Below are 24,202 nucleotides of genomic sequence, written 5' to 3'. Positions count from 1 at the left end.
AAACTCAAGGTTTCCATTGCACAAAATTCTGGTACAACTGCAAACCGGCGCTGGCGCTTTTTTCCGGATGAAACTGCGTCGCAAAAATATTATCACGCCCGACCGCGCAGCTAAACGCGGCGCCGTATTCGGTCTCGCCGAAAGTATGGGCCGCATCGGCCGGTACGGCGTAATAACTATGCACGAAATAAAAATAGTCCTGGTCGGCAACGCCATTCCAGAGCGGATGAGACTGCGCCTGGCGGACCCGGTTCCAGCCCATCTGCGGTACTTTGAAACGCGAACCATCGTCTTGCAACTGGCCGTCTAGGCGGAAGCGCACTACCTTGCCCGGCAACAGACCCAGACCGGGAGTATTGCCTTCCTCGCTCAAGTCGAACAACATTTGCTCGCCGACGCAAACACCCAGCAGCGGCTTGTTGCGCGCCGCATCCAGCAAAGCCTCCTGCAGCCCGGATTCACGCAAGCTGCGCATGCAATCCGGCATCGCTCCCTGGCCAGGCAAGACCAGGCGATCAGCGGCCTGGATATCGGCAATCGTACCTGAAATCAGGACCTCGGCTTCCGGCGCCACCTGACGCAGTGCTTGCGCCACCGAGCGCAAGTTGCCCATGCCATAGTCAACCACAACAATTTTGTTCATGATAAAGATTCAAGTCCGGGAAAAAAGCCCGGGTAGAAGTCCGGGTAATTAAGCTTTTGCGCCAACCACGTCACCAGCAAAAACCTGCAACACGCAGACGGCGGCAAAGGATTGAAGCGCCATATTACTGATAAATTGGCGATTAATTAACTCTACTTAAAGCAACTCTGCTTAAAGGCTGCCTTTAGTCGAAGGAATGGTGCCGGCGGAACGCGGATCCAGCTCGGCAGCCATGCGCAGCGCGCGGCCAAACGCCTTGAAGACGGTTTCGCATTGATGATGGGCATTTTCGCCGCGCAGGTTGTCGATATGCAAAGACACCAGTGCATGATTGACAAAACCCTGGAAAAATTCGTGGGTGAGATCGACGTCGAAGCCGCCTATCATGGCGCGCTTGAACGGTACGTGGAACTCAAGTCCGGGACGGCCGGAGAAATCGATCACTACGCGCGACAGCGCTTCATCCAGCGGTACATAGGAGTGGCCGTAGCGGCGGATGCCCTTCTTGTCGCCGATCGCCTTGGCAAATGCCTGCCCCAAAGTAATGCCAACATCTTCCACCGTGTGATGGGCGTCGATATGCAGGTCGCCGTTAGCTTCGATATCCAGGTCGATCAAGCCATGCCGCGCGATCTGATCCAGCATATGGTCCAGGAACGGCACGCCGGTATTCAGTTTTTGCTGGCCGCTGCCGTCCAGATTGATGGAGACGCGGATTTGCGTTTCGTTGGTATTGCGCGTGATCGATGCAGTTCGAGGCGTAGACATGTTGAGCTTGAGACCAATTTACTATGTGGTGACGCACAGGCGTCATGGAGGTAAGTGTACTAAATATTACCGCTTCTCCGTTATCGAAGCTTGATTGGCGCAGCCTTTTGAGTCGCTGCCGCCATTTTACCGGGATTTTGGCGCTTTCCAGCAAAGACCTGCCCTGATAATCCTTATCGATGTTGTCATCTAATGCAACATCAGGCCCTCACCCGTTGGTCCGGCTCTTCACTATCCAGTTGCGCCAGCCGCTGTTCAATCAAGGCGCAATACTCAGGATTCAGCTCAAAACCGACAAACCGCCGGCCGCAGCGGCGCGCCGCCACCGCGGTGGTGCCGCTGCCCATGAAGGGATCCAGCACTATCCCGCCGGGCGGACAGGAAGCCTTGATCATGCGCTCGACGATTTCCAACGGCTTCTGGGTCGGATGATCGGCCCGCTCGCGATGTTCGCGGTGCAGGCGCGAGACGCTCCAGACATCCTTCGGGTTGTAACCCAGCTCCAGCCATTTGGCGCCGACAAAAATCGAGCGCGAGCGCGCTTTCTTGGTTTCTGCGTCGTAAGGAATCCGAATCGCGTCAAGGTCGAAGTAATAGTCCTTGGCGCGGGCAAAGAAACCGATGGTGTCATGCACCGATGAAAAACGCCGAGTGCCGCCGCCCATCGACGGCACTCGCCGGTCCCAGATGATTTCATTATTCATGATCATGCGCTGCTTCAGCATGACAAAAATTTCCGGCGAGAAACGCCAGGTCAAAAAAATGTAGAGACTGCCGTTCGGTTTCAGTTTCGGCAAGGCGGCGTCTATCCATTCTTCGGTCCAGCGTAAATAAGCCGCCGTATCGAGTTTGTCGGAATCGTTACCGTAATCCTTGCCCAGACCGTAGGGCGGATCGGCCAGCAGCAGGTCTACCGAACCGTCCGGAATACGCTGCAAGCCTTGCAGCGCGTCCTCGCCATAGATGCGATCGATCCAGTCGTCGCTCATCGCTGCCACGCAGTCGCAGCTGTAGCCACTGTCATTGGGGACCATCTTTCAAGCGGTATTCCGCGGATCGGGCATGCGCTTGCAAACCTTCGCCGTAAGCCAGTTCCGCCGCCACTTTGCCCAGCGTCTGGGCGCCAGCCTCGCTGATGTTGATGATGCTGGAACGTTTCTGGAAATCGTAGACGCCAAGCGGCGACGAAAAACGCGCGGTGCGTGAAGTCGGCAACACATGATTCGGTCCGGCGCAATAATCGCCCAGTGCTTCCGACGAAAAACGACCCAGGAACATGGCGCCGGCGTGACGAATCTGCTCAGCCCAGTGCTGCGGATTTTCAGCAGAGATTTCCAGATGCTCAGCGGCGATGTCGTTGGCAATTTCACAAGCTTGCGCCATGTCGCGCACCAGCACCAGCGCGCCGCGGTTGGTAAGCGAAGTGCGGATCACTTCATGCCGCGGCATCAGCGGCAACTGACGGTTGATGCTGGCTTCGACAGCAGCGATATACGCCGCGTCCGGGCACAGCAGAATCGACTGCGCCAGCTCATCGTGCTCCGCTTGCGAAAACAGATCCATCGCGATCCAGTCAGGATCGGTAGTGCCGTCGCACAGCACCAGGATTTCGGAAGGCCCGGCAATCATGTCGATGCCGACCGTGCCGAATACCCGGCGCTTGGCGGCGGCAACGTAGGCGTTGCCAGGGCCGACAATCTTGTCGACCTGGGGAATGGTGGCGGTGCCGTAGGCCAGCGCCGCAACCGCTTGTGCGCCGCCGATAGTAAACACGCGATCGACACCGGCGATGGCGGCGGCCGCCAGCACCAGTGGATTTTTAATCCCGTCCGGGGTCGGCACCACCATGATGATTTCCTGCACGCCGGCGACCTTGGCCGGAATCGCATTCATCAATACCGATGAAGGATAAGCCGCCTTGCCGCCGGGGACGTAGATGCCGACGCGGTCCAACGGCGTGACTTTTTGTCCCAGCACGGTGCCGTCGGCTTCGGTGTAGCTGAAGCCATCCGAACCGCATTCGATTTTCTGGCGCTGGTGATAGCTGTGCACGCGGTCGGCTGCGGTCTGCAAGGCGCTGCGGCGTTCCGGGGAAAGCTCGGCCAGCGCCGCCTGCAGTTCCTGCCGGCCGATTTCCAGCAAGCTGACGTTGTTGGCGCTGAGGCGGTCGAAACGATTGGTGTATTCCAGCACGGCGGCGTCGCCGCGCGCCTTGACGTCGGCCAGGATGCGCGCTGCGGCCTGGTCGATGGCTTCGTCCTCGCTCGCCTCGAACGCCAGCAGCGCGGTCAGTTGCGCCTGGAAATTCGGCAGCCCTGCATCGAGTTTTCTGATTGCTATGCTCATGTTGCTTCCAGTTTGCTGTGTGCGGTTTCTTAAAGGCGGTGTCTTATTGAACCGAAGCTTTTTCGAAAGCGTCCAGGATCGGCTGCAGCCGTTCACGCTTCAGTTTCAACGCCGCCTGGTTGACCACCAGCCGCGATGAAATATCCATGATGTGCTCGACTTCAACCAGATTGTTGGCGCGCAAAGTGCCGCCGGTGCTGACCAGATCGACAATCGCATCCGCCAGCCCGACCAGCGGCGCCAGTTCCATCGAACCGTACAACTTGATCAGGTCGACGTGCATGCCTTTGGCCGCGAAGTGCTCGCGCGCGGTCAGCAGGTATTTGGTGGCAACCCGCAAACGCGCGCCTTGCCGGATCGCGCTGGCGTAGTCGAAGCCGGCCGATACCGCCACCGACATCCGGCATTTTGCGATTTCCAGATCGATCGGTTGATACAGGCCCTCGCCGCCATGCTCGAGCAACACGTCCTTGCCCGCCACGCCGAAATCGGCAGCGCCGTATTGCACATAGGTCGGCACATCGGAAGCGCGCACGATAATCACGTTCACTTGCGGATCATTGGTCGACAGGATCAGCTTGCGCGAAGTTTCAGGATCTTCGGTGACCTCGATGCCAGCCGCCTTCAGCAGCGGCAAGGTTTCTTCAAAGATGCGGCCTTTGGACAGGGCCAGGGTTAATTTCTGGCTCATTTAATTCTTTCGATATTGGCGCCGACTGCCGACAACTTGCGTTCCATCTGGTCATAGCCGCGATCCAGATGATAAATCCGTTCGATCAGGGTTTCGCCCTGCGCCACCAGGCCGGCGATCACCAGCGAAGCGGAAGCCCGCAAATCGGTCGCCATGACCGGTGCGCCGACCAGCTTGTCGACGCCTTTGATGATGGCGGTATTACCCTGGACATCAATGGCGGCGCCGAGGCGATTCATTTCCTGCACGTGCATGAAGCGATTTTCAAAAATCGTTTCAGTGACGTGGCTGGTGCCGTCGGCAATGCTGTTCAGGGCCATGAACTGCGCTTGCATGTCGGTCGGGAAACCCGGGTATTCGGTAGTGCGGAAACTGACCGCCTTTGGCCGCGCCGCCATTTGCACGCGTATCCAGTCTTCGCCGGAAGTCAGGATCACGCCGGCTTCGCGCAGCTTGTCGAGCGCGGCGTCGAGGATATGGCTGCGGGTGTTTTTCAACATGACGTCACCGCCGGTTGCCGCTACGGCACACAAGAAGGTGCCAGTCTCGATGCGGTCGGCAATCACCGCGTGTGCGGCGCCGTGCAATTTGTCCACGCCTTGAATCGTCAGGCGATCGGTGCCAATGCCGTCGATCCTGGCGCCCATCGCCACCAGCAAATTGGCCAGATCGGTGACTTCCGGTTCGCGCGCGGCATTTTCCAGAACCGTCTCGCCATCGGCCAAAGTAGCCGCCATCAGCAGGTTTTCGGTGCCGGTGACGGTAATCATGTCGGTCACCACCCGGGTGCCCTTCAGTTTCTTGGCTTTGGCATGGATGTAACCGGCTTCGATGGTGATCTCTGCGCCCATCGCCTGCAAACCTTTGATGTGCTGGTCGACCGGGCGCGAACCGATGGCGCAACCGCCCGGCAGCGAAACGCGGGCTTCGCCAAAACGCGCCAGCAGCGGGCCCAGCACCAGGATCGATGCGCGCATGGTTTTCACCAGCTCGTATGGCGCTTCCAGGCTGCTGATGGCGTCGCCCTGCAACATCACCAAGTGGCCGTCCTGGGTTGCCTTCAATCCCAACTGGCGCAGCAACTTCAACATGGTCGACACATCGTGCAGGTTCGGCACATTGCTCAGTTGCAGCGGATCCGCGCTCAGCAAACCGGCGCACAAGATTGGCAGCGCCGCATTCTTTGCGCCGGAAATGGTGATTTCACCGGAAAGGCGGTTGCCGCCTTTGATCAATAATTTATCCATGGTTACTTTTCGCTGTAATTTATTCGTTGTATCTGGTCAGTTGGGGGACAGAATAATTCGCCACAGGGTTAGCCGGGCGACGGCTGTTAAGTTAAAAATTAAGCCTTGCCCTGAGATGAATCAAACTCTTCAGGGGTCAGTGTCTTCATCGACAAGGCATGAATTTCTTCGCGCATGCGGTCACCCAGCGCCGCGTAGACGATTTGATGGCGCTGAATCGGGCGCTTGCCGGCAAACGCTGCGGACACTATCACCGCCTTGAAATGCTGGCCGTCGCCTTCGACCTCCAGATGCGAACATGCGAGGCCGGCGGCGATGTAACTTTTGACGAGATCGGGTGTAGGGAACATGATATTTTTTACCGGCAAACTGAAAAAACGTGAACAAACGGAAACGTAATGACTTGGCTTAGTGGCGCAGCTTGTAGCCGCGTTTCAGCATCTGCACCGCCAAGGTCGACAGCAGCGCCAGCGATACGCAGATGACAGCCAGGCTGACCAGCGGATTGATATCGGACTGGCCGAAGAAACCGTAGCGGAAGCCATCGATCATATAAAAGAACGGATTCAAATGCGACACGGCTTGCCAAAACGGCGGTAACGACTTAATCGAATAAAATACACCGGCGAGAAAGGTCAGCGGCATGATCAGGAAATTCTGGAACACCGCCAGCTGATCGAACTTGTCAGCCCAGATGCCGGCGATCAAACCCATGGTGCCCAGCAGCGCCGCGCCGAGGAAGGCGAAAATGACTATCCACCATGGCTCCACGAACGACAAATTGCCAAACCAGGCGGTGATCACGAATACGCCGAAGCCGACCGCCAAGCCACGCACCACCGCGGCCAGCACATAGCCGCCATACAATTCCCAGTGCGACAACGGCGGCAACAGGACAAACACCAGATTGCCGGTCATTTTCGACTGTGTCAACGATGACGAGGTATTGGCGAAAGCATTTTGCAACACACTCATCATGACCAGGCCGGGGATCAGGAACGCTGTGTACTGCACACCCGGATAGACTTCGACGTGATCTTTCAGCGTGTGGCCGAAAATCAGCAGGTACAGCATGGCTGTCAGGATCGGCGCGCCGATGGTTTGCGTCGCGACTTTCCAGAAACGCAGCACCTCTTTGTAAAACAGCGTTTGAAAACCGACCATCATTTGACACCGCCTGCGTTGTATTCGTCAGCGTAGACATTGAAACCGTTGGCGCTGACTTTGCTATCCATGATCTGCAGGAACACATCCTCCAGGTCAGCTTGTTGCAACTGCATGTCATCAATCACTACGCTGGCCTGGCGCAAGGAGGCGAGGATCGGTTCGACATCGGCATATTCATTGACGCGCAAGGCGAATTTGCCGCCGTCTGCATGCAAGACCAGATGTTGCAAAGCCGCCGGCAGGCTGCCCCCGGACAAATGGATCAGCAACTGCGAACCGGCGATCCGTTTGATCAACGCCGACGTGGTGTCGAGCGCCACCACCTGGCCCAGCTTGAGCATGGCAATCCGGTTGCACTGTTCCTGCGCCTCTTCCAGATAATGGGTAGTCAGGACCACGGTGTGGCCTTCGCGATTCAGGCGCGAAATGAAGCGCCACAAGGTCTGCCGCAATTCGACGTCGACGCCGGCGGTCGGCTCATCCAGCACGATCACCGGCGGCTTGTGCACCAAGGCCTGCGCCACCAGTACGCGCCGCTTCATGCCGCCCGACAGGGCGCGCATATTGGTATCGGCCTTGTTGGTCAGATCGAGGTTTTCCATTACCTCGTCGATCCACTTGTCATTATTTTTCAGGCCGTAATAGCCGGATTGCATGCGCAAGGTTTCGCGCACTGTGAAAAACGGATCGAACACCAGCTCTTGCGGCACCACGCCAAGATTACGGCGCGCGGCGCGATAATCGCTGACGACATCGTGGCCGTGAATCGTGACGTTGCCTGAATCAGGCCGATTCAAACCGGCGATGATCGAAATCAAGGTGGTTTTGCCGGCGCCGTTAGGGCCCAGCAAACCGAAGAATTCGCCTTCTTCGATGGTCAGGGAAACGCCACCCAGAGCCTGCAAGGACTGGTAACGCTTCTTGACATTGGTGATTTGAATGGCCGCCATAGTGCCTTGCTAAATATTCTTTAATTAGGGACGCCGCAGCAATGCTGCCGATTCGCCGCTGGAGCCAAGCTGGCCCCTGACGATGGCGTAACCCTTGATTATATTGGATTTTTGCTGCGAGGGCCGGGCGACAGCGACAAACCCGGGATACTACGGGGGGAGGAGAAGGTGGAGCTCAATGATGCAGTGTACTGGCGGCAACAGCCACGCCGGTGGGCGCAAGCAGCTCTGTCACGCCGTATAAATCGATCAGGCTTTCCAGATTGGCAGGCAAACTGGAGAAATGCAGGTTCAGTCCTTGATTTAGGGCGGCGCATTGCCATGCCAGCAAGGTAGCGACGGCGGCCGAATCGACCGCCACCACATCGCCCAGGTCGATCTCGGTCTCGCCCCCGGCGATCGCGCGCAAGCCCTCTTCCAGAGTGACTTTGGCGTTACCGACAGTAAGCGAGTGAGATGGTCTGAACATGATAGTCAATCAACAAATTATTTAAGGCCGCGGGCAGCGCGCTGCTTGTTCTTTTCCGTCAGCGCTTTGATCAGGCCGTCGATGCCGGATTTGCCGATTTCCGAGGCAAAAGTACCCTTGTACGATTCAACGAGCCAGGCGCCCAATACGTTGACATCATAGATCTTCCAACCTGTGCCTGATTTTTCCATGCGGTAATTCAGCTGGATAGGCTCGCCGCGCGGCTGGATCACCTGCGAACGCACTTCGACGTCGGTATCGGCCGGATCGCCGCGCATTGGCTTGAAATCAATTTTCTGGTCGCGTACTTGCGACAGGGCGCCGGAATAGGTGTAGATCAGCAAGCTGCGGAACTGGGTGATCAGCTGTTTCTTTTGATCGTCAGTTGCATCGCGCCAATAACGGCCGGCCGCCAGCGAAGTCATGCGCTCAAAGTCGACGAACGGGATGATCTTTTCTTCAACCAGGGCCAGGATGTGTTGCTGATTGCCACCTTGAATGCTTTTATCGTTCTTGGCGGTATCCAGCACGTCCTGGCTGATGCGTTTGACCAGCGCGTCAGGCGCTTCCTGGGCCTGGGCCGCTGCAGTGAACAACAGGCTACCGACGGTCAGCGATAACGCTAGGTATTTTTTAAGAATTTTCATAGGTGTTTTAACAATCTCAGTAGTTGTCAGAAGATGATTCAGATGCCCGCCTCGGACGCGGTGTATATGCTGCCCTAAGACGACAATTTCAAGCGCCGGTTCCAAAACCGGCGCCGATAATCATTCAGGCTTGGCTTTGGCTGGCTTGTCCGCCTTCTCACCGCTATCGTTGTCGTCGGTATTGCCGCGGATCTGGCTTTGACGGCGCTGAGTGTAGGCGTCGCGCATAAATTCATACTTGTCCAAGGCCGCATCTTCCAGCAAATCACCGGCGTCCAGCAAATTGGCGCGCTTGTCGATCAACCGTACCACGGAACCGGTATTGCGCCAGCGCACCGGGTATTTGTATGACCAAATGTCGCCGTAGAAATCAACCGGCAAGGCGGCAGCGTCACGAATATTCGATGGCCCGAACAGCGGCAACACCAGGTAAGGACCGGAGCCGATGCCCCACTTGCCCAGAGTCTGGCCAAAATCCTTGTTGTGTTTCTGTAAACCGGCTTCCGAGCCGATATCCAGCAAACCGCCCAGGCCAAGCGTGGTGTTGACCGCAACCCGCATCACGTCCGATGTACCGTCTGCAACATTTCCTTGCAAAAAGCCGTTTACCGAACTCCAGACATCGCCCAGATTACCGAAAAAGTTGTTGATGCCGGTCAGGACAAAACTTGGCAGCCAGGAGCGGTAGGCAGTCGCGACCGGTTTCAGAGCAACCTTGTCCAGCGTGTCGTTGAAACTGAACATGGCGCGATTAAAGCCCTCCAGCGGGTCTTGCGGATTGCTGGTGGTGGCGCAGCCGGCCAGCGCTGCAACCAGGGCCAGCGAGCCCAGGCGGGTCATGATTTTCATTGTTCTGTGTCCTTTACATCCGCAGCTTTGCTGTACAAGAACTGACTGATCAGGTTCTCCAGCACAATTGCGGATTGCGTTAATTTAATACGGTCGCCGGCCACCAGATTCTTGGTGGCGCCGCCCGCTTCGATACCGATATATTGCTCACCCAACAAGCCTGCTGTCAGGATTTTAGCCGAACTGTCTTCTGGAAACTGGTAGCGCTGGTCCAGATTCAAGGTCACCACCGCCTGGAAATTCTTGTCGTCGAAATTAATCGAAGCAACCCGTCCGACCACTACGCCGGCGCTTCTGACCGAAGCGCGCACTTTGAGGCCGCCGATATTGTCGAACTTAGTGGTTACCGGATAGGTTTTGTTGAAAGTCGAGCTGCTCAGGTTGCCGGCTTTCAGCGCCAGAAAGCCCAAAGCCAGTATCCCGATCAGAACAAATATGCCTACCCATACGTCTACGGTTTTTTGTTGCATGATTCATCACCTTAAAAATACCACCGCGGATAAAATCCCGGGAAGAAAATAGTAACGAGAAGTAAAACGCGCTGCAGCATTTGAAGCTGAATTCACGCCTAGTTCACGCTTGATCCGCGCCTAATCCGGCGCGCAAATATTTAATTAAACATCAAAGCGGTCAGCAGGAAGTCCAGCCCCAATACTGCCAGCGATGCAATCACCACGGTGCTGGTGGTTGCCCTGGAAACACCTTCCGGCGTCGGCTTCGCTTCATATCCCTGCCATACCGCAACGAAAGTCACGGCGACGCCAAATACAATACTCTTCAGCACACCATTGGCGACATCTTGCCAGACATCCACTCCGCCCTGCATTTGCGACCAAAACGCGCCTTCGTCAACCCCGATCAACTGTACCCCGACCAGATAGCCGCCAAAAATACCCAAGGCGCTGAACAAGGCCGCCAGCACCGGCATCGCCACCACGCCGGCCCAGAAACGCGGCGCCACCACCCGTTGCATCGGGTCGACCGCCATCATTTCCATCGCCGACAATTGCTCTCCTGCTTTCATCAAGCCGATTTCTGCAGTCAGGGAAGTACCGGCGCGGCCGGCGAACAAGAGAGCGGTCACTACCGGCCCCAGTTCACGTACCAGCGACAGCGCCACCAGCAAACCCAGCGCCTGCTCGGAACCATATTTATTGAGCGTGTAATACCCCTGCAAACCCAGCACGAAACCGACAAACAAGCCCGATACGCCGATGATGATCAGCGAGTAATTGCCAATGAAATGGATCTGATCGGTAATCAGCCGAGGACGCCGCCACAGGCCGAGCGAGGCGCGCAAAATCGCAAAGAACATGCGCGTCGCCATGCCCAGGCCGGTGACCGACTCGCGCAAGGTGCGCCCTATCGCAGCCAGACAGCAGCTTACAAACTTAGTTACACCATTACCCATTAAACCTGCCCCTTCAATCCCATATCCTCGGCCAGCGACTTGCCCGGATAATGGAATGGCACCGGACCATCAGGTTCGGCGTTGACGAATTGTTTCACGTACGGATGGGTCGACGCCTGCATCTCTGCCGGCGTGCCTTGCGCCACGATTTCTCCCTGCGACAGGAAATACACGTAGTCGGCAATCCCGAACGATTCATGGACGTCGTGCGACACCAGGATGCTGGTCGAGCCGAGCGCGTCATTCAGCTTGCGAATCAGATTGGCCGTCACGCCCATGGAAATCGGATCGAGGCCGGCGAACGGCTCGTCATACATGATCAGCGACGGATCCAGGGCAATCGCCCGCGCCAGCGCTACCCGCCTGGCCATGCCACCGGAAATCTCGGACGGTTTCAGTTGCGCCGCATTGCGCAAACCTACCGCGTTCAATTTCAGCAGTACCAGTCGGTTTAATAAATCTGGCGACAAATCGGTATGCTCGCGCAGCGGAAACGCTACATTCTCAAATGCCGTCAGGTCAGTAAACAACGCCCCGCTCTGAAACAGCATGCCCATCTTGCGCCGCAGCGCATACAAGGCCGAGGTTGAAAGTGTGTGCACCGTTTCGCCGTCGACCTTGACGCTACCTGCCTGCGGACTCAACTGGCCGCCGATCAGCCGCAATATGGTGGTCTTGCCGGAACCGGAGCCGCCCATGACGGCGATCACTTTGCCACGAGCAAAGTCCATGTTGAGGTTCGATAAAATCGACCTCTCGCCATAGCTGAATTGCAGATCACGAATTTCGACGATATTTGCCACACCATCCACCGAATAAATCAAAGGGGCTATTGTAGTGCAAATGCGACAATCGTTCAGAGCCTGGCAATAGTAGACAGACTGATATGTACCGCCATTACAACAGTTTGACTATTGCCTGAATGCATGCGCAAACGCCGTTGCAGAAAAAAAAGAGCACGCCGGTGTTATCACTGACATGCTCTTTCTCTGGATGCCGCAAAACCGCTGCGGCGATGTTGCTGCAATCGCTAACGCAATATTACCGCGGCAAAACAGACGCCCCCATCAGGAATTCGTCGACTGCGCGTGCACATTGACGGCCTTCGCGGATCGCCCAAACCACCAGCGACTGGCCACGACGCATATCGCCGGCTGCGAACACTTTATCGACCGAGGTCTGGTAGCAAGCGTCACCGTCGGTAGTCGCCTTGGCGTTGCCGCGCGCATCCTTGTCGACGCCGAACGCCTCCAGCACCTGCGCCACCGGCGATACGAAACCCATCGCCAGGAACACCAGGTCGGCCTTCATTTCGAATTCCGAATTCGGCACTTCCTGCATCTTGCCGTCCTTCCATTCGACACGGGCGGCGATCAGTTTTTCGACCTTGCCGTTCTTGCCTTCCAGGCGTTTGGTGGCCACCGCCCAGTCACGATCGCAACCCTCTTCGTGCGAAGACGAGGTGCGCAACTTGGTCGGCCAATACGGCCATACCAGCGGCTTGTTTTCCAATTCCGGCGGTTGCGGCATCAGCTCAAACTGCTGGATCGATAGCGCGCCCTGGCGGTTGGAAGTGCCGACGCAATCGGAACCGGTATCGCCGCCGCCGATCACCACCACATGCTTGCCGCCGGCCAGGATCTGGTCCTTGACCTTATCGCCGGCGTTGATCTTGTTTTGCTGCGGCAGGAAATCCATGGCGAAATGCACGCCCTTCAACTCGCGCCCGGGTACTGGCAGGTCGCGCGGCTGCTCGGCGCCGCCGGCAATCACCACGGCGTCGAATTCAGCCTTCAACTCTTCTGGAAAAATGGTTTTCTTGGCCCAGTTATTCACATTGGCTGGGAAATCCTTGCCGACCAAAACGCTGGTGCGGAAAGTCACGCCTTCGGCTTCCATCTGCTCGACGCGACGATCAATATGCGATTTCTCCATTTTAAAATCGGGAATCCCGTAACGCAGCAAACCGCCAATCCGATCGCTCTTTTCAAACACGGTGACGTCGTGACCGATACGCGCCAGCTGCTGTGCCGCGGCCAAACCGGCAGGACCGGAACCAACCACGGCAACTTTCTTGCCGGTTTTGACCAAGGCCGGTTGCGGCACGATCCAGCCGTTTTCCCAGCCCTTGTCGACAATGAAATGCTCAATCGACTTGATACCTACCGGGTCGCTATTGATACCGAGAGTGCAGGCGCTTTCGCAGGGCGCCGGGCAGATGCGGCCGGTGAATTCCGGAAAATTATTAGTCGAGTGCAGGGTCTCCAGCGCCTCGTGATAAGCGCCGCGATACACCAGATCGTTCCAGTCCGGAATGATGTTATTCACCGGGCAACCGTTGTTGCAGAAAGGAATCCCGCAATCCATGCAACGCGCGCCCTGAGTCTTGGCCTCGCTATTGCTCAGACTGAGGATGAATTCCTTATAGTGCTTCTTGCGTGCCTGCGGCGCTTCATACGTTTCGCCGACCCGCTCAAACTCCATAAATCCTGTTACTTTTCCCATTTTTTACTCACATTTGGCTGCAGGATGCGCCGCGACCTTGTGCTCCAGGTCGGCGGCGATCCTTATCGTTGCTTGGCTTGAACGCTTGCGTAATCTATTAGGCAATCTATTGATTACGCGGCGACTTTTTCTTTGGCTGGCGTTGCGCTACGGGCCGCATTCAATTCGCCCAGCGCCCGCTTGTATTCAGTCGGGAACACTTTGACAAATTTACCGCGCGAGGCAACCCAGTTGTCCAGCAAGTTGCGGGCACGCGTGCTGCCGGTGTACTTGAAGTGGCGTTCGATCAAGCCCTTCAGGATCGCCTCGTCAGCCTGTACTTCGCCGCCGCGCACGGTACTGTGCCAGATCGCTTTGTCGATCGTGGCTTCCTGCTCGCCCTGGCTCAACACCGGCTCCAGCGCCACCATCGCCATATTGCATTGCGCCGCAAATGTGCCGTCCGGATCGTAGACATAAGCCAGGCCGCCAGACATGCCGGCGCCAAAGTTGCGCCCCGTTTCGCCCAGCACCACCACCGTGCCGCCGGTCATGTATTCGCAGCCATGATCGCCGGTGCCTTCCACCACTGCGATCGCGCCAGAATTACGCACTGCGAAGCGCTCGCCGGCGACGCCGTTGAGGAAAGCTTCACCGGCAATCGCGCCGTACAGCACCGTGTTGCCGGCGATGATGTTGTCGACTGCACGGCCGCGGAACTCGGTATTCGGACGCACGATAATGCGGCCGCCCGACAAACCCTTGCCGACATAGTCATTGCCCTCGCCAACCAGATCCAGCGTCACGCCGTGCGCCAGGAACGCGCCGGCCGACTGGCCCGCCGTCCCTTGCAACTGAATGTGGATGGTGTCGTCGGGCAGACCCTCGTGACCGTATTTTTTCGCCACTTCGCCTGACAGCATGGCGCCGACGGTACGGTTCAGATTCTTGATCGGCGAAATGAACGAAACGCGCTCACCCTTATCCAGCGCGGCTTTGGCTTGCGCAATCAATTTGTGATCGAGCGCCCGATCCAGGCCGTGATCCTGTTCTTCGGTGTGGTAATACACGCCGCCTTCAGGCAGTGCCGGTTGATAGAAGATGCGGCTGAAATCCAGGCCCTGCGCCTTCCAGTGCGTGATCGCCCGCGATTTGTCGAGCAGGTCGGCGCGGCCGATCAGTTCATTGAAACTGCGGATGCCCAGTTGCGCCATGATCTGCCGCACTTCTTCAGCGATGAAGAAGAAGAAGTTGACCACATGCTCCGGCTTGCCAGAGAACTTGGCGCGCAGCACCGGATCTTGCGTGGCAACGCCTACCGGGCAAGTGTTCAGATGGCATTTGCGCATCATGATGCAGCCTTCGACCACCAGCGGCGCGGTGGCGAAACCGAATTCATCGGCGCCCAGCAAAGCGCCAATCACAACGTCGCGACCGGTCTTCATCTGGCCATCGGCCTGGACCCGGATACGATTCCGCAAACCGTTCAACACCAGCGTTTGCTGGGTTTCCGCCAGGCCCAGTTCCCAAGGGGTTCCGGCATGCTTGATCGACGACAGCGGCGAAGCGCCGGTACCGCCGTCATGGCCTGCGATCACCACGTGGTCCGACTTGGCTTTGGCAACACCCGCAGCCACGGTGCCGACACCCACTTCAGATACCAGCTTGACCGAAATCGAGGCACGTGGATTGACGTTTTTCAAATCGTGAATCAGCTGCGCCAGATCTTCGATCGAATAAATGTCATGGTGCGGCGGCGGCGAAATCAGGCCGACACCCGGCACCGAGAAACGCAGCTTGGCGATGTACTCGGATACCTTATGTCCTGGCAACTGGCCGCCTTCGCCCGGCTTCGCGCCCTGCGCCATTTTGATCTGGATCTGGTCGGCAGAAATCAGGTATTCGGCAGTCACGCCGAAACGGCCGGACGCCACCTGCTTGATGCGCGAACGCAGCGAATCGCCGGCCAGCAAAGGAATATCGACTTCGATCCGATCCTTGCCGATCACCGACGCCAGGGTTTCGCCTTGCTTGATCGGGATGCCCTTCAGTTCCTGGCGATAGCGGTTCTCGTCCTCGCCGCCTTCGCCAGTGTTGGACTTGCCGCCGATACGGTTCATCGCCACTGCCAGCGTGGCATGCGCTTCGGTCGAAATCGAACCGAGCGACATGGCGCCGGTAGCAAAACGCTTGACGATTTCCTTGGCCGATTCGACTTCATCCAGCGCGATCGCCTTGCTTGGATCGATCTTGAATTCAAACAAACCGCGCAAAGTCATGTGACGCTTGGACTGATCGTTGATCAGCTGGGCGTACTCTTTATAGCTGTTGAAATTGTTGGCGCGGGTCGAATGCTGCAATTTGGCAATCGCATCCGGGGTCCACATATGCTCTTCGCCGCGGATACGGAATGCATATTCGCCGCCGGCGTCGAGTGCGTTGGCCAACACCGGATCGTCGCTGAAGGCAGCGCGATGCAGGCGCAAGGCTTCTTCCGCCACTTCAAATACGCCGATGCCTTCAACATTCGATGCAGTGCCCTTGAAATACTTCTGGGTCATGCTCTTGTTGAGGCCGATCGCTTCGAAAATCTGCGCACCGCAATACGACATATAGGTCGAGATGCCCATCTTCGACATGACCTTCAGCAAGCCCTTGCCGATCGCTTTCTGGAAATTGTAGATGGCTTTTTCTGGCGACAACGCGCCCGGCAAGCCATGCGCCAGTTCGGTCAGGGTATCCATCGCCAGGTATGGATGGATGGCTTCGGCACCGTAACCGGCCAACAGCGCAAAGTGATGGGTCTCGCGCGCCGAACCGGTTTCGACTACCAGACCGGTTGAGGTGCGCAGCCCCTTGCTCACCAGATGCTGGTGGATCGCGGAAGTGGCCAGCAATGCCGGGATCGCCACCTGCTCGGCGTCGACCTTGCGGTCCGACACGATCAGGATGTTGTGACCGGATTTGACCGCATCGACCGCCTTGGCGCACAACGACGCCAAACGCGCTTCGATGCCTTCCTTGCCCCACGCCACCGGATAGCAGATATTCAATTCGTACGATTTGAACTTGCCGCCGGTATGGGCGCCGATATTGCGCAGCTTGGCGATATCGTCGTAGTTCAGGATCGGCTGCGAGACTTCCAGGCGCATCGGCGGGTTGATGTTATTGGTGTCCAGCATGTTCGGCTTGGGTCCGATGAAGGACACTAGCGACATCACCATCGCTTCGCGAATCGGATCGATAGGCGGGTTGGTGACTTGCGCGAACAGTTGCTTGAAGTAGTGATACAGCGTCTTGTTCTTGCTCGACATGACCGCCAGCGGCGAATCGTTGCCCATCGAGCCGATCGCTTCTTCAGCGGCGGCCGCCATCGGCGACATCAGGAACTTGATGTCTTCCTGGGTGTAACCGAACAGTTGCTGGCGGTCCAGCAGCGGGATGGTCGAACCCGATTCGGAAGGTTCCGATTTCAGTTCGTCCAGCTTGACCCGCACCGATTCAATCCATTGCTTGTACGGCTTGGCGTTGGCGAAAGTGTCTTTCAATTCCTTATCGTCGATGATGCGGCCGGCGTCGAGGTCGATCAAGAACATCTTGCCCGGCTGCAGACGCCATTTCTGGATGATCTTGGATTCCGGGATCGGCAAGACGCCGGATTCCGAAGCCATCACCACGAAGTCATCGTCGGTGACGATATAACGCGCCGGACGCAAGCCGTTGCGATCCAGCGTGCCGCCGATATGACGGCCGTCGGTAAACGCCATCGCTGCCGGGCCGTCCCACGGCTCCATCATGGCGGCGTGATATTCGTAGAAAGCGCGGCGGTTGTCATCCATGGTTGTGTGGTTTTCCCACGCTTCCGGGATCATCATCATCATCGCTTGCGCAATCGGATAACCGGCCATCAGCAACAGTTCGAGCGCGTTGTCGAAACAGGCGGTGTCGGACTGGCCTTCATAAATCAGCGGAAACAATTTGTGCAAATCGTCGCCCAGCACGTGCGACTTCATCACGCCTTCGCGCGCGCGCATCCAGTTGAAATTGCCCTTGACCGTGTTGATTTCGCCGTTGTGCGCCAGCAGGCGATACGGGTGGGCCAGCGGCCATTCAGGAAAGGTATTGGTGGAGAAACGCTGGTGCACCAGCGCCAGCGCCGACAGACAGCGCGGGTCTTGCAAGTCTTTATAGTAGACGCCGACCTGATCGGCCAGCAGCAAGCCCTTGTAGACCACGGTGCGCGCCGACATCGACGGCACGAAGAATTCCTTGCCGTGCAGCAGGTTCAACGCCTGGATCGCGTGGCCTGACGATTTACGGATCACGTACAACTTGCGCTCCAGCGCATCGGTCACCATGATGTCCGGGCCGCGGCCGATAAAGATCTGGCGAATCACCGGTTCCTTGTCGCGCACAGTCGGCGACATCGGCATCTCGATATCCACCGGCACATCGCGCCAGCCCAACACCACCTGGCCTTCCGCCAGCACCGCACGTTCGATTTCCTGTTCGCAAGCGATGCGCGAAGCGTTTTCTTTCGGCAGGAACACCATGCCGACGCCAAATTCGCCCGGCGGCGGCAAGGTCACGCCCAGCTTCGCCATTTCTTCGCGATAGAACTGATCCGGCACCTGGATCAGGATCCCGGCGCCGTCACCCATCAGCTTATCCGCCCCGACCGCACCCCGATGGTCCAGATTCTTCAGGATCAGCAAACCCTGCTCAATCACCGAGTGGCTCTTCTTGCCTTTGATATGAGCAATAAAACCGACGCCACAGGCATCATGTTCATTAGCCGGATCGTATAAACCTTGCGCATGCATAACGTTGCTCCACCACTTTGAGAGTAAGGACATTAAGAATAGTGCAGACAGTTCCAGACTTCAATCACAATAAATGGGGTCAGAGTCAAATTAATCTAGTTAATTTTTGCACCAAAATTAAATGGGGTCAGAGTCAATTTAGTGCATTTGATGCTTTTGTTTTCCCGCTGGCCATTTTTTTATTTGTGCTTTGCTGAAGGATCAGCCGCTTCAGGCAACACCTTAAAAGGACGCCCCCGCCTAGCCGGACGGACTCTTTGATTGCCCTGCTTCTCAAGATTTGATTTGAATTTTTCCGAGCCCAGCGGCCAGCCTTTGTTGGTCGCCTCCATCAGCTGGCCCGCTTGAGCGGGGGTAAGCGCTTGCTCTGCCATTTGCTTATACGCAGCTTCGCGATCGAATGGGGTATTGCCCAAAGCCCAATACAGGGCGTGATCCACTACCAGCGGATCCGGCTTGGCCCCAACATGGTGCAAATAACTCGACCACTGGTACTCACCTGGATTCGCAACAATCCCTGCGCGCACCGGATTCTGATCGATGTAGCAGCTGCACAACATAAAATATGGCTCTGAATCGATCGCCGTCGCCCTGTAGCGTCCCTGCCACAAAGTCCCGACTCGCCCATATTTCTGATTGAAATAAGGCACGTAGTAGCGCCCCACCCATTGCATCATCTTTGCCAAACCTTCGGCATCGGAGGGGGTTGCCAGCAAATGCACATGATTGCTCATCAACACGTAGGCATGAATGGCCACTTTGAATTGCTTGGCAGCATCGCGTAAACGACCAAGAAAATTCACATAATCTTCCGTCTCACGGAAAATTGCCTGGCGATCGACGCCACGCTGAATCAGGTGGTGCGGCTGGTTGGGAATGACGAGTCGAGGCAAGCGGGCCATAGGGAAAGGAGGCAGGTTGGTGATGCGCTTATTTTACCGATTAATTCGACTCTGACCCCAATTAATGCTGACCCCAATTAATGTGGTTGATTGGCGGTTTTCAGGATCTGGCTCAGGGCGTCGAGAGCTGGGGAGCTGTAGTCGTGGCGGCGGATCAGGTAGGTGGTGATTTTGCCTTGGGGGCCGATGGGGTACATGGCTAGGCTTTGGCTGCAGTTGTGCAATTCGAGCACGGATCTGGGGGCCAGGGCGATGCCGGCGCCGGCGGCGACGCAGGCTAGCATGGCGTGGTATGAGCCGAGTTCCAGGATCCGGTCCGGCCGGCGGCCGGCGACGCTGCCGGAGGCTAGCCAGTTTTCGGCGTGGCGGCGGTAGGCGCAACCGTTTTCGAAGGCGATCAGGGTGCGGCTTTGCACATCGTCGGGGCTGTGGATCGGCGGGTGGCTGCGTGCGGCTATTACTACCAGCTCCTCTGGATACAAGGGCAACATGTCGAACAGCGGATCATCCAGCGGGCCGGCGACCAGGGCTGCATCCAGGGTAAATGCCCGGACCCGGTCGATCAGTTGCTGGGTGGGGGCGGTGCTGAGTTCTAGTTGTACTGCTGGCCACTCCTGGTGGAAACGCGCCAGCGGCAACGGCAAACGGCTGGCGGCGGTGCTTTCCATGGAGCCGATGCGCAAGCGTCCCTGTGGGATCGCGGGTTGCACCGCCTCGCGTGCTTCGCCTGCCAGATTCAAGAGACGTTCAGCGTAGCCGAGCAAGGTCTCGCCGGCCGGCGTCAGCACCAAACGCTTGTGATCGCGTGAAAACAGGGGTACGCCCAGAGATGCTTCCAGCTGCCGTATGCGGGTTGTCACATTCGACTGCACCCGGTGCAATTGCTCGGCAGCGCGGGTAATGCCGCCTTCGCGGACTACGGTGCGAAAAATTTCGAGAGATAACAAATCCATAATTCATCTCATATAAAGATGGATAACATTTTTATTATTCATTTTTCAGAATGATACTGTCAAGGTAGCATGGGCAATACCGGCTGCCAGCAGCCTCCCCTCCCCCACTCATCTATCAGGAGCATCAGCATGTCTGACACCAACAGGAGCCCGGCGGCATTTGCGGCCGCGCTCGGTATCCGTTATCCGATCGTGCAAGGTCCGATGAATGGCGCCTCGCCGATTGAGCTGGTGACTGCGGTCAGCAATGCCGGCGGCCTGGGTTCATTTGCCGCCGCCCTGCTGTCGCCGGCGGCAATCATTGAAGCCGTGAAAAAAATCCGCGGCCTGACCTCGCAGCCGTTCAACGTCAATTTATTCATTCTCGATCCGATCCAGCCGAGCGCCGCCGAACTCGATGCAGCACAAGCCCTGTTACTGCCGTTCCGCACTGCGCTCGGCCTCGGCCCGGCGATAACTCCGCAGAAATTCAGTGAAAATTTCAAAGACCAGCTGGCCGCTTTGCTGGAAGCGGCGCCGCCAGTTGTCAGTTTCACCTTTGGCATACTCGATGCCGATACAGTGGCGCAGTTCCAGCACAAAGGCTGCAAGGTCATCGGCACTGTCACCAACGTTGCCGAAGCACGCGCCTGGGAACAAGCCGGCGCGGATTTCATCTGTATACAGGGTGGCGAAGCCGGCGGCCACCGGGCGACCTTTCTCGGCGATATCGAGCAATCCTGCATCGGCTTGATGACGCTGATTCCACAAGTGGCGGCGGCAACCAAAGTGCCGCTGATCGCCGCCGGCGGCATCATGGATGGCCGTGGCATCGCTGCCGCCATGCTGTTGGGTGCGCAGGCGGCGCAACTTGGTACAGCTTTCCTGGCCAGCCCGGAATCGGGGATAGCGCCAGCCTGGCGAGAACAGCTGGCAAGTGCGACAGACGACAGCACGCGCCTGACCCGCAGCTTTTCGGGTAGATATGCACGCGGTATCGTCAATTCCTTCATGGAACAGATGCGGCCGCATGAAAGCGCAGTGCCGGCTTATCCGGTTCAAAATGCGCTGAGCGGTGAAATCCGCCAGACTGCCACCAAGCTTGGCCGGCCGGAATTCATGTCGCTATGGGCCGGCCAAGGCGTGGCAATGTCGCGTCCGATGCCCGCAGCGCAATTGCTGGCAACGCTGGTGACCGAGCTGCAAGCCGCAGGCAATCAACAGGCTTAGAGAAAAACAGGATGGAAATGGATTCCCGCGTTCGCGGAGAAGACAGACAAGAGCGCTACTCGGCAGCAAATTCAGCGGCCGCCTTGGCCGTCCACAATGCCTTGTTGTAACTAGCGAACGGCGCATCGTAGCTATCGACTGCGCCGTTCTCGCCAACAAAGTGGGTCCACCAGCCGGCGTCATCCTGGACCAGGGCGATATCGCCGGCCTTGCAAAATTCGGCGATAGCCTCGCCGGCAGCCAGCGTCACGATCCTGATGTTTCTGTGCTTGATGACGGTGGCCATAGAAAAACACTCAACGGAAGGCCGGCTCGCTGAAGCTGCGCAGCTTGCGGCTGTGCAGTTGCTCGACGCCCTGGTTGCGCAGCAGTTCCAGCGCCTTGATGCCGATCTTCAGATGCTGGTTGACGCGCTGTTCGTAAAAACGATTGGCCATGCCGGGCAATTTGATTTCGCCGTGCAGCGGTTTGTCCGAAACGCACAGCAGAGTGCCGTAAGGGACGCGGAAACGGAAACCGTTGGCGGCCACCGTCGCGCTTTCCATATCCAGCGCAATCGCCCGGCTCTGATTGAAGCGCAGCAAAGGCTTGCGATGATCGCGCAGCTCCCAGTTGCGATCGTCGATCGACGCCACCGTGCCGGTGCGCATGATGCGTTTCAGTTCATAACCTTCCAGCTGGGTAATCGCCGCCACCGCATCCTGCAAAGCCAGTTGCACCTCGGCCAGCGCCGGCACCGGCACCCACAGCGGCAGGTCGTCATCCAGCACGTGATCGTCGCGCACATAAGCATGCGCCAGAACGTAGTCGCCCATCCGTTGCGAAGTCGACAAACCGGCGCAATGGCCCAGCATGATCCAGCCATGCGGGCGCAATACAGCAACATGGTCGGTAATGGTTTTGGCGTTCGACGGGCCAACGCCGATATTGATCAGCGTGATGCCGGAACCGTCGGCGCGTTGCAAATGATAGGCAGGCATCTGCGGCTGGCGCGCCGGCGCAATCCCGGTGAGTGCGCGGTCGGCTGGCAGATCGTCGAGGTTGGCGTTCCAGGTGGTCAGATCGCCCGGCTCGACAAAAGCCGTGTATTGCTGGCGATATTCGCGCTGCTCCGGATCGCTGCTGGCTTGCATCAACTCGCGCCCCATGCGGATGAATTCGTCGACGTAGAACGCGTAGTTGGTAAACAAAACATAGCGCTGGAAACGATCGGGCGAGGTCGCCGTGTAGTGCTTCAGCCGGTGCAGCGAATAATCGACGCGCGGCGCAGTAAACAAGGATAGCGGATGGGGATCGCCCGGCAGCTCTTCTAGAGTGCCGTTGACGATGCGGTCGTCCATGGTCGCCAGGTTCGGCAGGTCGAATACATCCGGCAGAGTCCGCAGATGATCGGGATCGAGATTGCCCTCGACATGGATGCCTTCTGGGAAGGCAAAGTGCACCGGGATCGGCATCTCGCTGACGCCGATTTCGAGCGGCACGTCATGGTTATCGCGCAACAGCTTGAACTGGCTGACCAGATAATTGGTGTACAGCTCCGGCCTGGTCAGCGTAGTTTCATAGACGCCGGGGCCGGACACAAAACCGAAGGACTGACGGGTGTCGGCGCGGGTATTGAATTCTGTCGTGACGCGCACAAACGGGTAGCAGGCGCGCACCCGTTCCGGCAAATCTTCACCGCTCGAAAAGCGCTTGAAAGCTTCACGCAGCAAGGCGGTGTTGTGCGCATAGATTTCATGCACGCGGGCGACGGCGGCATGGGGGTCGGTGAATTGCTCAGTCGGGAACATTGAATCTCCGTAGCAGTTTTGGCACATAGCGGGACGCCAGACGCGCTGGCGTCATGGTCCGGACATTTTTATCCGGACCTTACAGCTCAATTCTACTGGGATTGGCGCGCGAGTGGGAGCCGAAAGCTGCGGCAAGCACAGCTACTTCAGCAAATCGTATTTGCCGCCCTTTTCAATCGCGCGCTGATAGGCAGGCCGCGCATGAATACGCTGTAGAAAAGCAAACAGGCGCGGCCGGCTGGCGTCCAGGCCGCCGCGCGATTGCGAGGCTTCCAGCGGGAAGCTCATCTGGATATCGGCGGCGCTGAACTCGTCACCGGCAAACCAGGTCGATTTACCCAGCTCGCCTTCCATGAAATCCAGATGCGTCTTGAGTTGCGGACCGATATAGTTGCGTTGCACGCCGTTCGCAATCGCTCGCGCCAGCGGCCGCAAAATAGCTGGCATAGGCGGCAGCGCCAGGCGTCCGAAAATCAGCTTCATCAGCAAGGGCGGCATGGCCGAGCCTTCGGCGTAATGCAGCCAATAGGTATAGCGCAGGCGATCCTTGCTGTCCGCCGCCGGTATCAGGCGCCCGCCGCCGTATTGCTGCAGCAGGTATTCGATAATCGCGCCGGATTCTGCAATCGTGTTATCGCCGTCCGTGATCACCGGCGATTTTCCCAGGGGATGAACCGCCTTCAGCGCAGCCGGCGCCAGCATGGTTTTTGGATCGCGCTGATAGGGCTTGATCTCATATGCCAGCCCCAGTTCTTCGAGCAGCCACAGCACGCGCTGCGAACGGGAATTGTTGAGATGGTGAACGATGATCATGGTCGGCAAGTCCGGTCAGGTGGAAGGGAAAACTGCGGCC

23 protein-coding genes are annotated in these 24,202 nt (G+C 57.6%); 1 reads left to right on the top strand and 22 read right to left on the bottom strand.

Annotated features, from left to right (window positions below; all coding sequences use genetic code 11):
* Positions 1-4: 4 nt before the first annotated feature.
* The 19 genes from hisH to VNZ60_RS12000 form a co-directional block, all read right to left on the bottom strand.
* Entirely contained in the window at positions 5-643 is a 639-nt protein-coding gene (gene hisH, locus VNZ60_RS12090; protein ID WP_325659435.1) for an imidazole glycerol phosphate synthase subunit HisH, read from the bottom strand.
* 171 nt (positions 644-814) lie between these two features.
* Positions 815-1,411 carry an imidazoleglycerol-phosphate dehydratase HisB gene (hisB, locus tag VNZ60_RS12085; protein WP_211460997.1) on the bottom strand — a complete coding sequence of 199 codons (597 nt, stop codon included), beginning with the start codon at positions 1,409-1,411 and terminating at the stop codon, positions 815-817.
* A 200-nt stretch (positions 1,412-1,611) separates the two neighbouring features.
* Positions 1,612-2,400: a DNA-methyltransferase gene (locus VNZ60_RS12080; protein ID WP_414648826.1), complete on the bottom strand. Its 789-nt coding sequence runs from the start codon at positions 2,398-2,400 to the stop codon at positions 1,612-1,614.
* 31 nt (positions 2,401-2,431) lie between these two features.
* Complete coding sequence (hisD, locus tag VNZ60_RS12075; protein WP_325659429.1) at positions 2,432-3,757, bottom strand: histidinol dehydrogenase; 1,326 nt, start codon at positions 3,755-3,757, stop codon at positions 2,432-2,434.
* 43 nt (positions 3,758-3,800) lie between these two features.
* On the bottom strand, positions 3,801-4,448 hold the full coding sequence (hisG, locus tag VNZ60_RS12070; RefSeq protein WP_325659427.1) for an ATP phosphoribosyltransferase: 648 nt from the start codon (positions 4,446-4,448) through the stop codon (positions 3,801-3,803).
* Positions 4,445-5,695 carry a UDP-N-acetylglucosamine 1-carboxyvinyltransferase gene (gene murA, locus VNZ60_RS12065; RefSeq protein WP_325659425.1) on the bottom strand — a complete coding sequence of 417 codons (1,251 nt, stop codon included), beginning with the start codon at positions 5,693-5,695 and terminating at the stop codon, positions 4,445-4,447. The genes hisG and murA overlap by 4 nt, the downstream gene beginning before the upstream one ends.
* Before the next feature lie 98 nt (positions 5,696-5,793).
* Positions 5,794-6,045 (bottom strand): BolA family protein, encoded by a 252-nt coding sequence (locus VNZ60_RS12060; protein WP_325659423.1) that lies wholly within the window; start codon positions 6,043-6,045, stop codon positions 5,794-5,796.
* Between the two features lie 58 nt (positions 6,046-6,103).
* The gene (locus VNZ60_RS12055; protein WP_325659565.1) at positions 6,104-6,859 is read right to left on the bottom strand and encodes an ABC transporter permease; all 756 of its coding nucleotides are present in this window, start codon (positions 6,857-6,859) and stop codon (positions 6,104-6,106) included.
* Positions 6,859-7,812 (bottom strand): ABC transporter ATP-binding protein, encoded by a 954-nt coding sequence (locus tag VNZ60_RS12050; RefSeq protein WP_325659421.1) that lies wholly within the window; start codon positions 7,810-7,812, stop codon positions 6,859-6,861. The genes VNZ60_RS12055 and VNZ60_RS12050 overlap by 1 nt, the downstream gene beginning before the upstream one ends.
* A gap of 175 nt (positions 7,813-7,987) precedes the next feature.
* Entirely contained in the window at positions 7,988-8,281 is a 294-nt protein-coding gene (locus VNZ60_RS12045; protein WP_325659419.1) for an STAS domain-containing protein, read from the bottom strand.
* A 17-nt stretch (positions 8,282-8,298) separates the two neighbouring features.
* Positions 8,299-8,928: an MlaC/ttg2D family ABC transporter substrate-binding protein gene (locus VNZ60_RS12040; RefSeq protein WP_325659417.1), complete on the bottom strand. Its 630-nt coding sequence runs from the start codon at positions 8,926-8,928 to the stop codon at positions 8,299-8,301.
* A gap of 120 nt (positions 8,929-9,048) precedes the next feature.
* Positions 9,049-9,777 (bottom strand): MlaA family lipoprotein, encoded by a 729-nt coding sequence (locus tag VNZ60_RS12035; protein WP_325659415.1) that lies wholly within the window; start codon positions 9,775-9,777, stop codon positions 9,049-9,051.
* On the bottom strand, positions 9,774-10,247 hold the full coding sequence (gene mlaD, locus VNZ60_RS12030; protein WP_325659413.1) for an outer membrane lipid asymmetry maintenance protein MlaD: 474 nt from the start codon (positions 10,245-10,247) through the stop codon (positions 9,774-9,776). The genes VNZ60_RS12035 and mlaD overlap by 4 nt, the downstream gene beginning before the upstream one ends.
* Positions 10,248-10,387: 140 nt before the next feature.
* Positions 10,388-11,188, bottom strand: coding sequence for a lipid asymmetry maintenance ABC transporter permease subunit MlaE (gene mlaE, locus VNZ60_RS12025; protein ID WP_325659411.1), 801 nt, complete (start codon positions 11,186-11,188; stop codon positions 10,388-10,390).
* Entirely contained in the window at positions 11,188-11,991 is an 804-nt protein-coding gene (locus tag VNZ60_RS12020; protein WP_325659409.1) for an ABC transporter ATP-binding protein, read from the bottom strand. The genes mlaE and VNZ60_RS12020 overlap by 1 nt, the downstream gene beginning before the upstream one ends.
* 238 nt (positions 11,992-12,229) lie before the next feature.
* Positions 12,230-13,693, bottom strand: coding sequence for a glutamate synthase subunit beta (locus tag VNZ60_RS12015; protein WP_325659407.1), 1,464 nt, complete (start codon positions 13,691-13,693; stop codon positions 12,230-12,232).
* Between the two features lie 113 nt (positions 13,694-13,806).
* The gene (locus VNZ60_RS12010) at positions 13,807-18,495 is read right to left on the bottom strand and encodes a glutamate synthase-related protein (protein WP_325659405.1); all 4,689 of its coding nucleotides are present in this window, start codon (positions 18,493-18,495) and stop codon (positions 13,807-13,809) included.
* 179 nt (positions 18,496-18,674) lie between these two features.
* A complete protein-coding gene (locus tag VNZ60_RS12005; protein WP_325659403.1) occupies positions 18,675-19,397 on the bottom strand; it encodes a transposase in 723 nt (240 codons plus the stop codon).
* A 77-nt stretch (positions 19,398-19,474) separates the two neighbouring features.
* Positions 19,475-20,350: a LysR substrate-binding domain-containing protein gene (locus VNZ60_RS12000; protein ID WP_325659401.1), complete on the bottom strand. Its 876-nt coding sequence runs from the start codon at positions 20,348-20,350 to the stop codon at positions 19,475-19,477.
* Between the two features lie 129 nt (positions 20,351-20,479).
* Between VNZ60_RS12000 and VNZ60_RS11995 the strand changes: the two genes are divergently transcribed.
* Positions 20,480-21,559: an NAD(P)H-dependent flavin oxidoreductase gene (locus tag VNZ60_RS11995; RefSeq protein WP_325659400.1), complete on the top strand. Its 1,080-nt coding sequence runs from the start codon at positions 20,480-20,482 to the stop codon at positions 21,557-21,559.
* Positions 21,560-21,614: 55 nt separating this feature from the next.
* Here the strand turns inward: VNZ60_RS11995 and VNZ60_RS11990 are convergent, their stop codons facing one another.
* The 3 genes from VNZ60_RS11990 to VNZ60_RS11980 form a co-directional block, all read right to left on the bottom strand.
* Positions 21,615-21,845, bottom strand: coding sequence for a hypothetical protein (locus VNZ60_RS11990; RefSeq protein WP_325659397.1), 231 nt, complete (start codon positions 21,843-21,845; stop codon positions 21,615-21,617).
* Positions 21,846-21,855: 10 nt separating this feature from the next.
* Complete coding sequence (locus tag VNZ60_RS11985; protein ID WP_325659395.1) at positions 21,856-23,349, bottom strand: AMP nucleosidase; 1,494 nt, start codon at positions 23,347-23,349, stop codon at positions 21,856-21,858.
* Between the two features lie 141 nt (positions 23,350-23,490).
* On the bottom strand, positions 23,491-24,162 hold the full coding sequence (locus VNZ60_RS11980) for a glutathione S-transferase (RefSeq protein WP_325659393.1): 672 nt from the start codon (positions 24,160-24,162) through the stop codon (positions 23,491-23,493).
* Between the last annotated feature and the right edge of the window lie 40 nt (positions 24,163-24,202).

It is taken from the genome of Collimonas sp. (genome assembly GCF_035566375.1).
GTDB lineage: Bacteria > Pseudomonadota > Gammaproteobacteria > Burkholderiales > Burkholderiaceae_D > Collimonas.
Note: the sequence above shows the minus strand (reverse complement) of the source record. Positions and strands in the feature narration are given on the sequence as shown.

Excerpts from the sequence above, each read along its gene's own strand:
- VNZ60_RS12005 (WP_325659403.1), bottom strand. The coding sequence starts at position 19,397 with ATGGCCCGCTTGCCTCGACTCGTCATTCCCAACCAGCCGCACCACCTG.
- VNZ60_RS12080 (WP_414648826.1), bottom strand. The coding sequence starts at position 2,400 with ATGAGCGACGACTGGATCGATCGCATCTATGGCGAGGACGCGCTGCAA.
- VNZ60_RS11980 (WP_325659393.1), bottom strand. The coding sequence starts at position 24,162 with ATGATCATCGTTCACCATCTCAACAATTCCCGTTCGCAGCGCGTGCTG.
- VNZ60_RS12060 (WP_325659423.1), bottom strand. The coding sequence starts at position 6,045 with ATGTTCCCTACACCCGATCTCGTCAAAAGTTACATCGCCGCCGGCCTC.
- VNZ60_RS12040 (WP_325659417.1), bottom strand. The coding sequence starts at position 8,928 with ATGAAAATTCTTAAAAAATACCTAGCGTTATCGCTGACCGTCGGTAGC.
- mlaE (WP_325659411.1), bottom strand. The coding sequence starts at position 11,188 with ATGGGTAATGGTGTAACTAAGTTTGTAAGCTGCTGTCTGGCTGCGATA.
- mlaD (WP_325659413.1), bottom strand. The coding sequence starts at position 10,247 with ATGCAACAAAAAACCGTAGACGTATGGGTAGGCATATTTGTTCTGATC.
- murA (WP_325659425.1), bottom strand. The coding sequence starts at position 5,695 with ATGGATAAATTATTGATCAAAGGCGGCAACCGCCTTTCCGGTGAAATC.
- VNZ60_RS12045 (WP_325659419.1), bottom strand. The coding sequence starts at position 8,281 with ATGTTCAGACCATCTCACTCGCTTACTGTCGGTAACGCCAAAGTCACT.
- VNZ60_RS12015 (WP_325659407.1), bottom strand. The coding sequence starts at position 13,693 with ATGGGAAAAGTAACAGGATTTATGGAGTTTGAGCGGGTCGGCGAAACG.
- VNZ60_RS12055 (WP_325659565.1), bottom strand. The coding sequence starts at position 6,859 with ATGGTCGGTTTTCAAACGCTGTTTTACAAAGAGGTGCTGCGTTTCTGG.
- hisD (WP_325659429.1), bottom strand. The coding sequence starts at position 3,757 with ATGAGCATAGCAATCAGAAAACTCGATGCAGGGCTGCCGAATTTCCAG.
- VNZ60_RS11990 (WP_325659397.1), bottom strand. The coding sequence starts at position 21,845 with ATGGCCACCGTCATCAAGCACAGAAACATCAGGATCGTGACGCTGGCT.
- VNZ60_RS12035 (WP_325659415.1), bottom strand. The coding sequence starts at position 9,777 with ATGAAAATCATGACCCGCCTGGGCTCGCTGGCCCTGGTTGCAGCGCTG.
- VNZ60_RS12010 (WP_325659405.1), bottom strand. The coding sequence starts at position 18,495 with ATGCATGCGCAAGGTTTATACGATCCGGCTAATGAACATGATGCCTGT.
- hisG (WP_325659427.1), bottom strand. The coding sequence starts at position 4,448 with ATGAGCCAGAAATTAACCCTGGCCCTGTCCAAAGGCCGCATCTTTGAA.
- hisB (WP_211460997.1), bottom strand. The coding sequence starts at position 1,411 with ATGTCTACGCCTCGAACTGCATCGATCACGCGCAATACCAACGAAACG.
- VNZ60_RS11985 (WP_325659395.1), bottom strand. The coding sequence starts at position 23,349 with ATGTTCCCGACTGAGCAATTCACCGACCCCCATGCCGCCGTCGCCCGC.
- VNZ60_RS11995 (WP_325659400.1), top strand. The coding sequence starts at position 20,480 with ATGTCTGACACCAACAGGAGCCCGGCGGCATTTGCGGCCGCGCTCGGT.
- hisH (WP_325659435.1), bottom strand. The coding sequence starts at position 643 with ATGAACAAAATTGTTGTGGTTGACTATGGCATGGGCAACTTGCGCTCG.
- VNZ60_RS12050 (WP_325659421.1), bottom strand. The coding sequence starts at position 7,812 with ATGGCGGCCATTCAAATCACCAATGTCAAGAAGCGTTACCAGTCCTTG.
- VNZ60_RS12000 (WP_325659401.1), bottom strand. The coding sequence starts at position 20,350 with ATGGATTTGTTATCTCTCGAAATTTTTCGCACCGTAGTCCGCGAAGGC.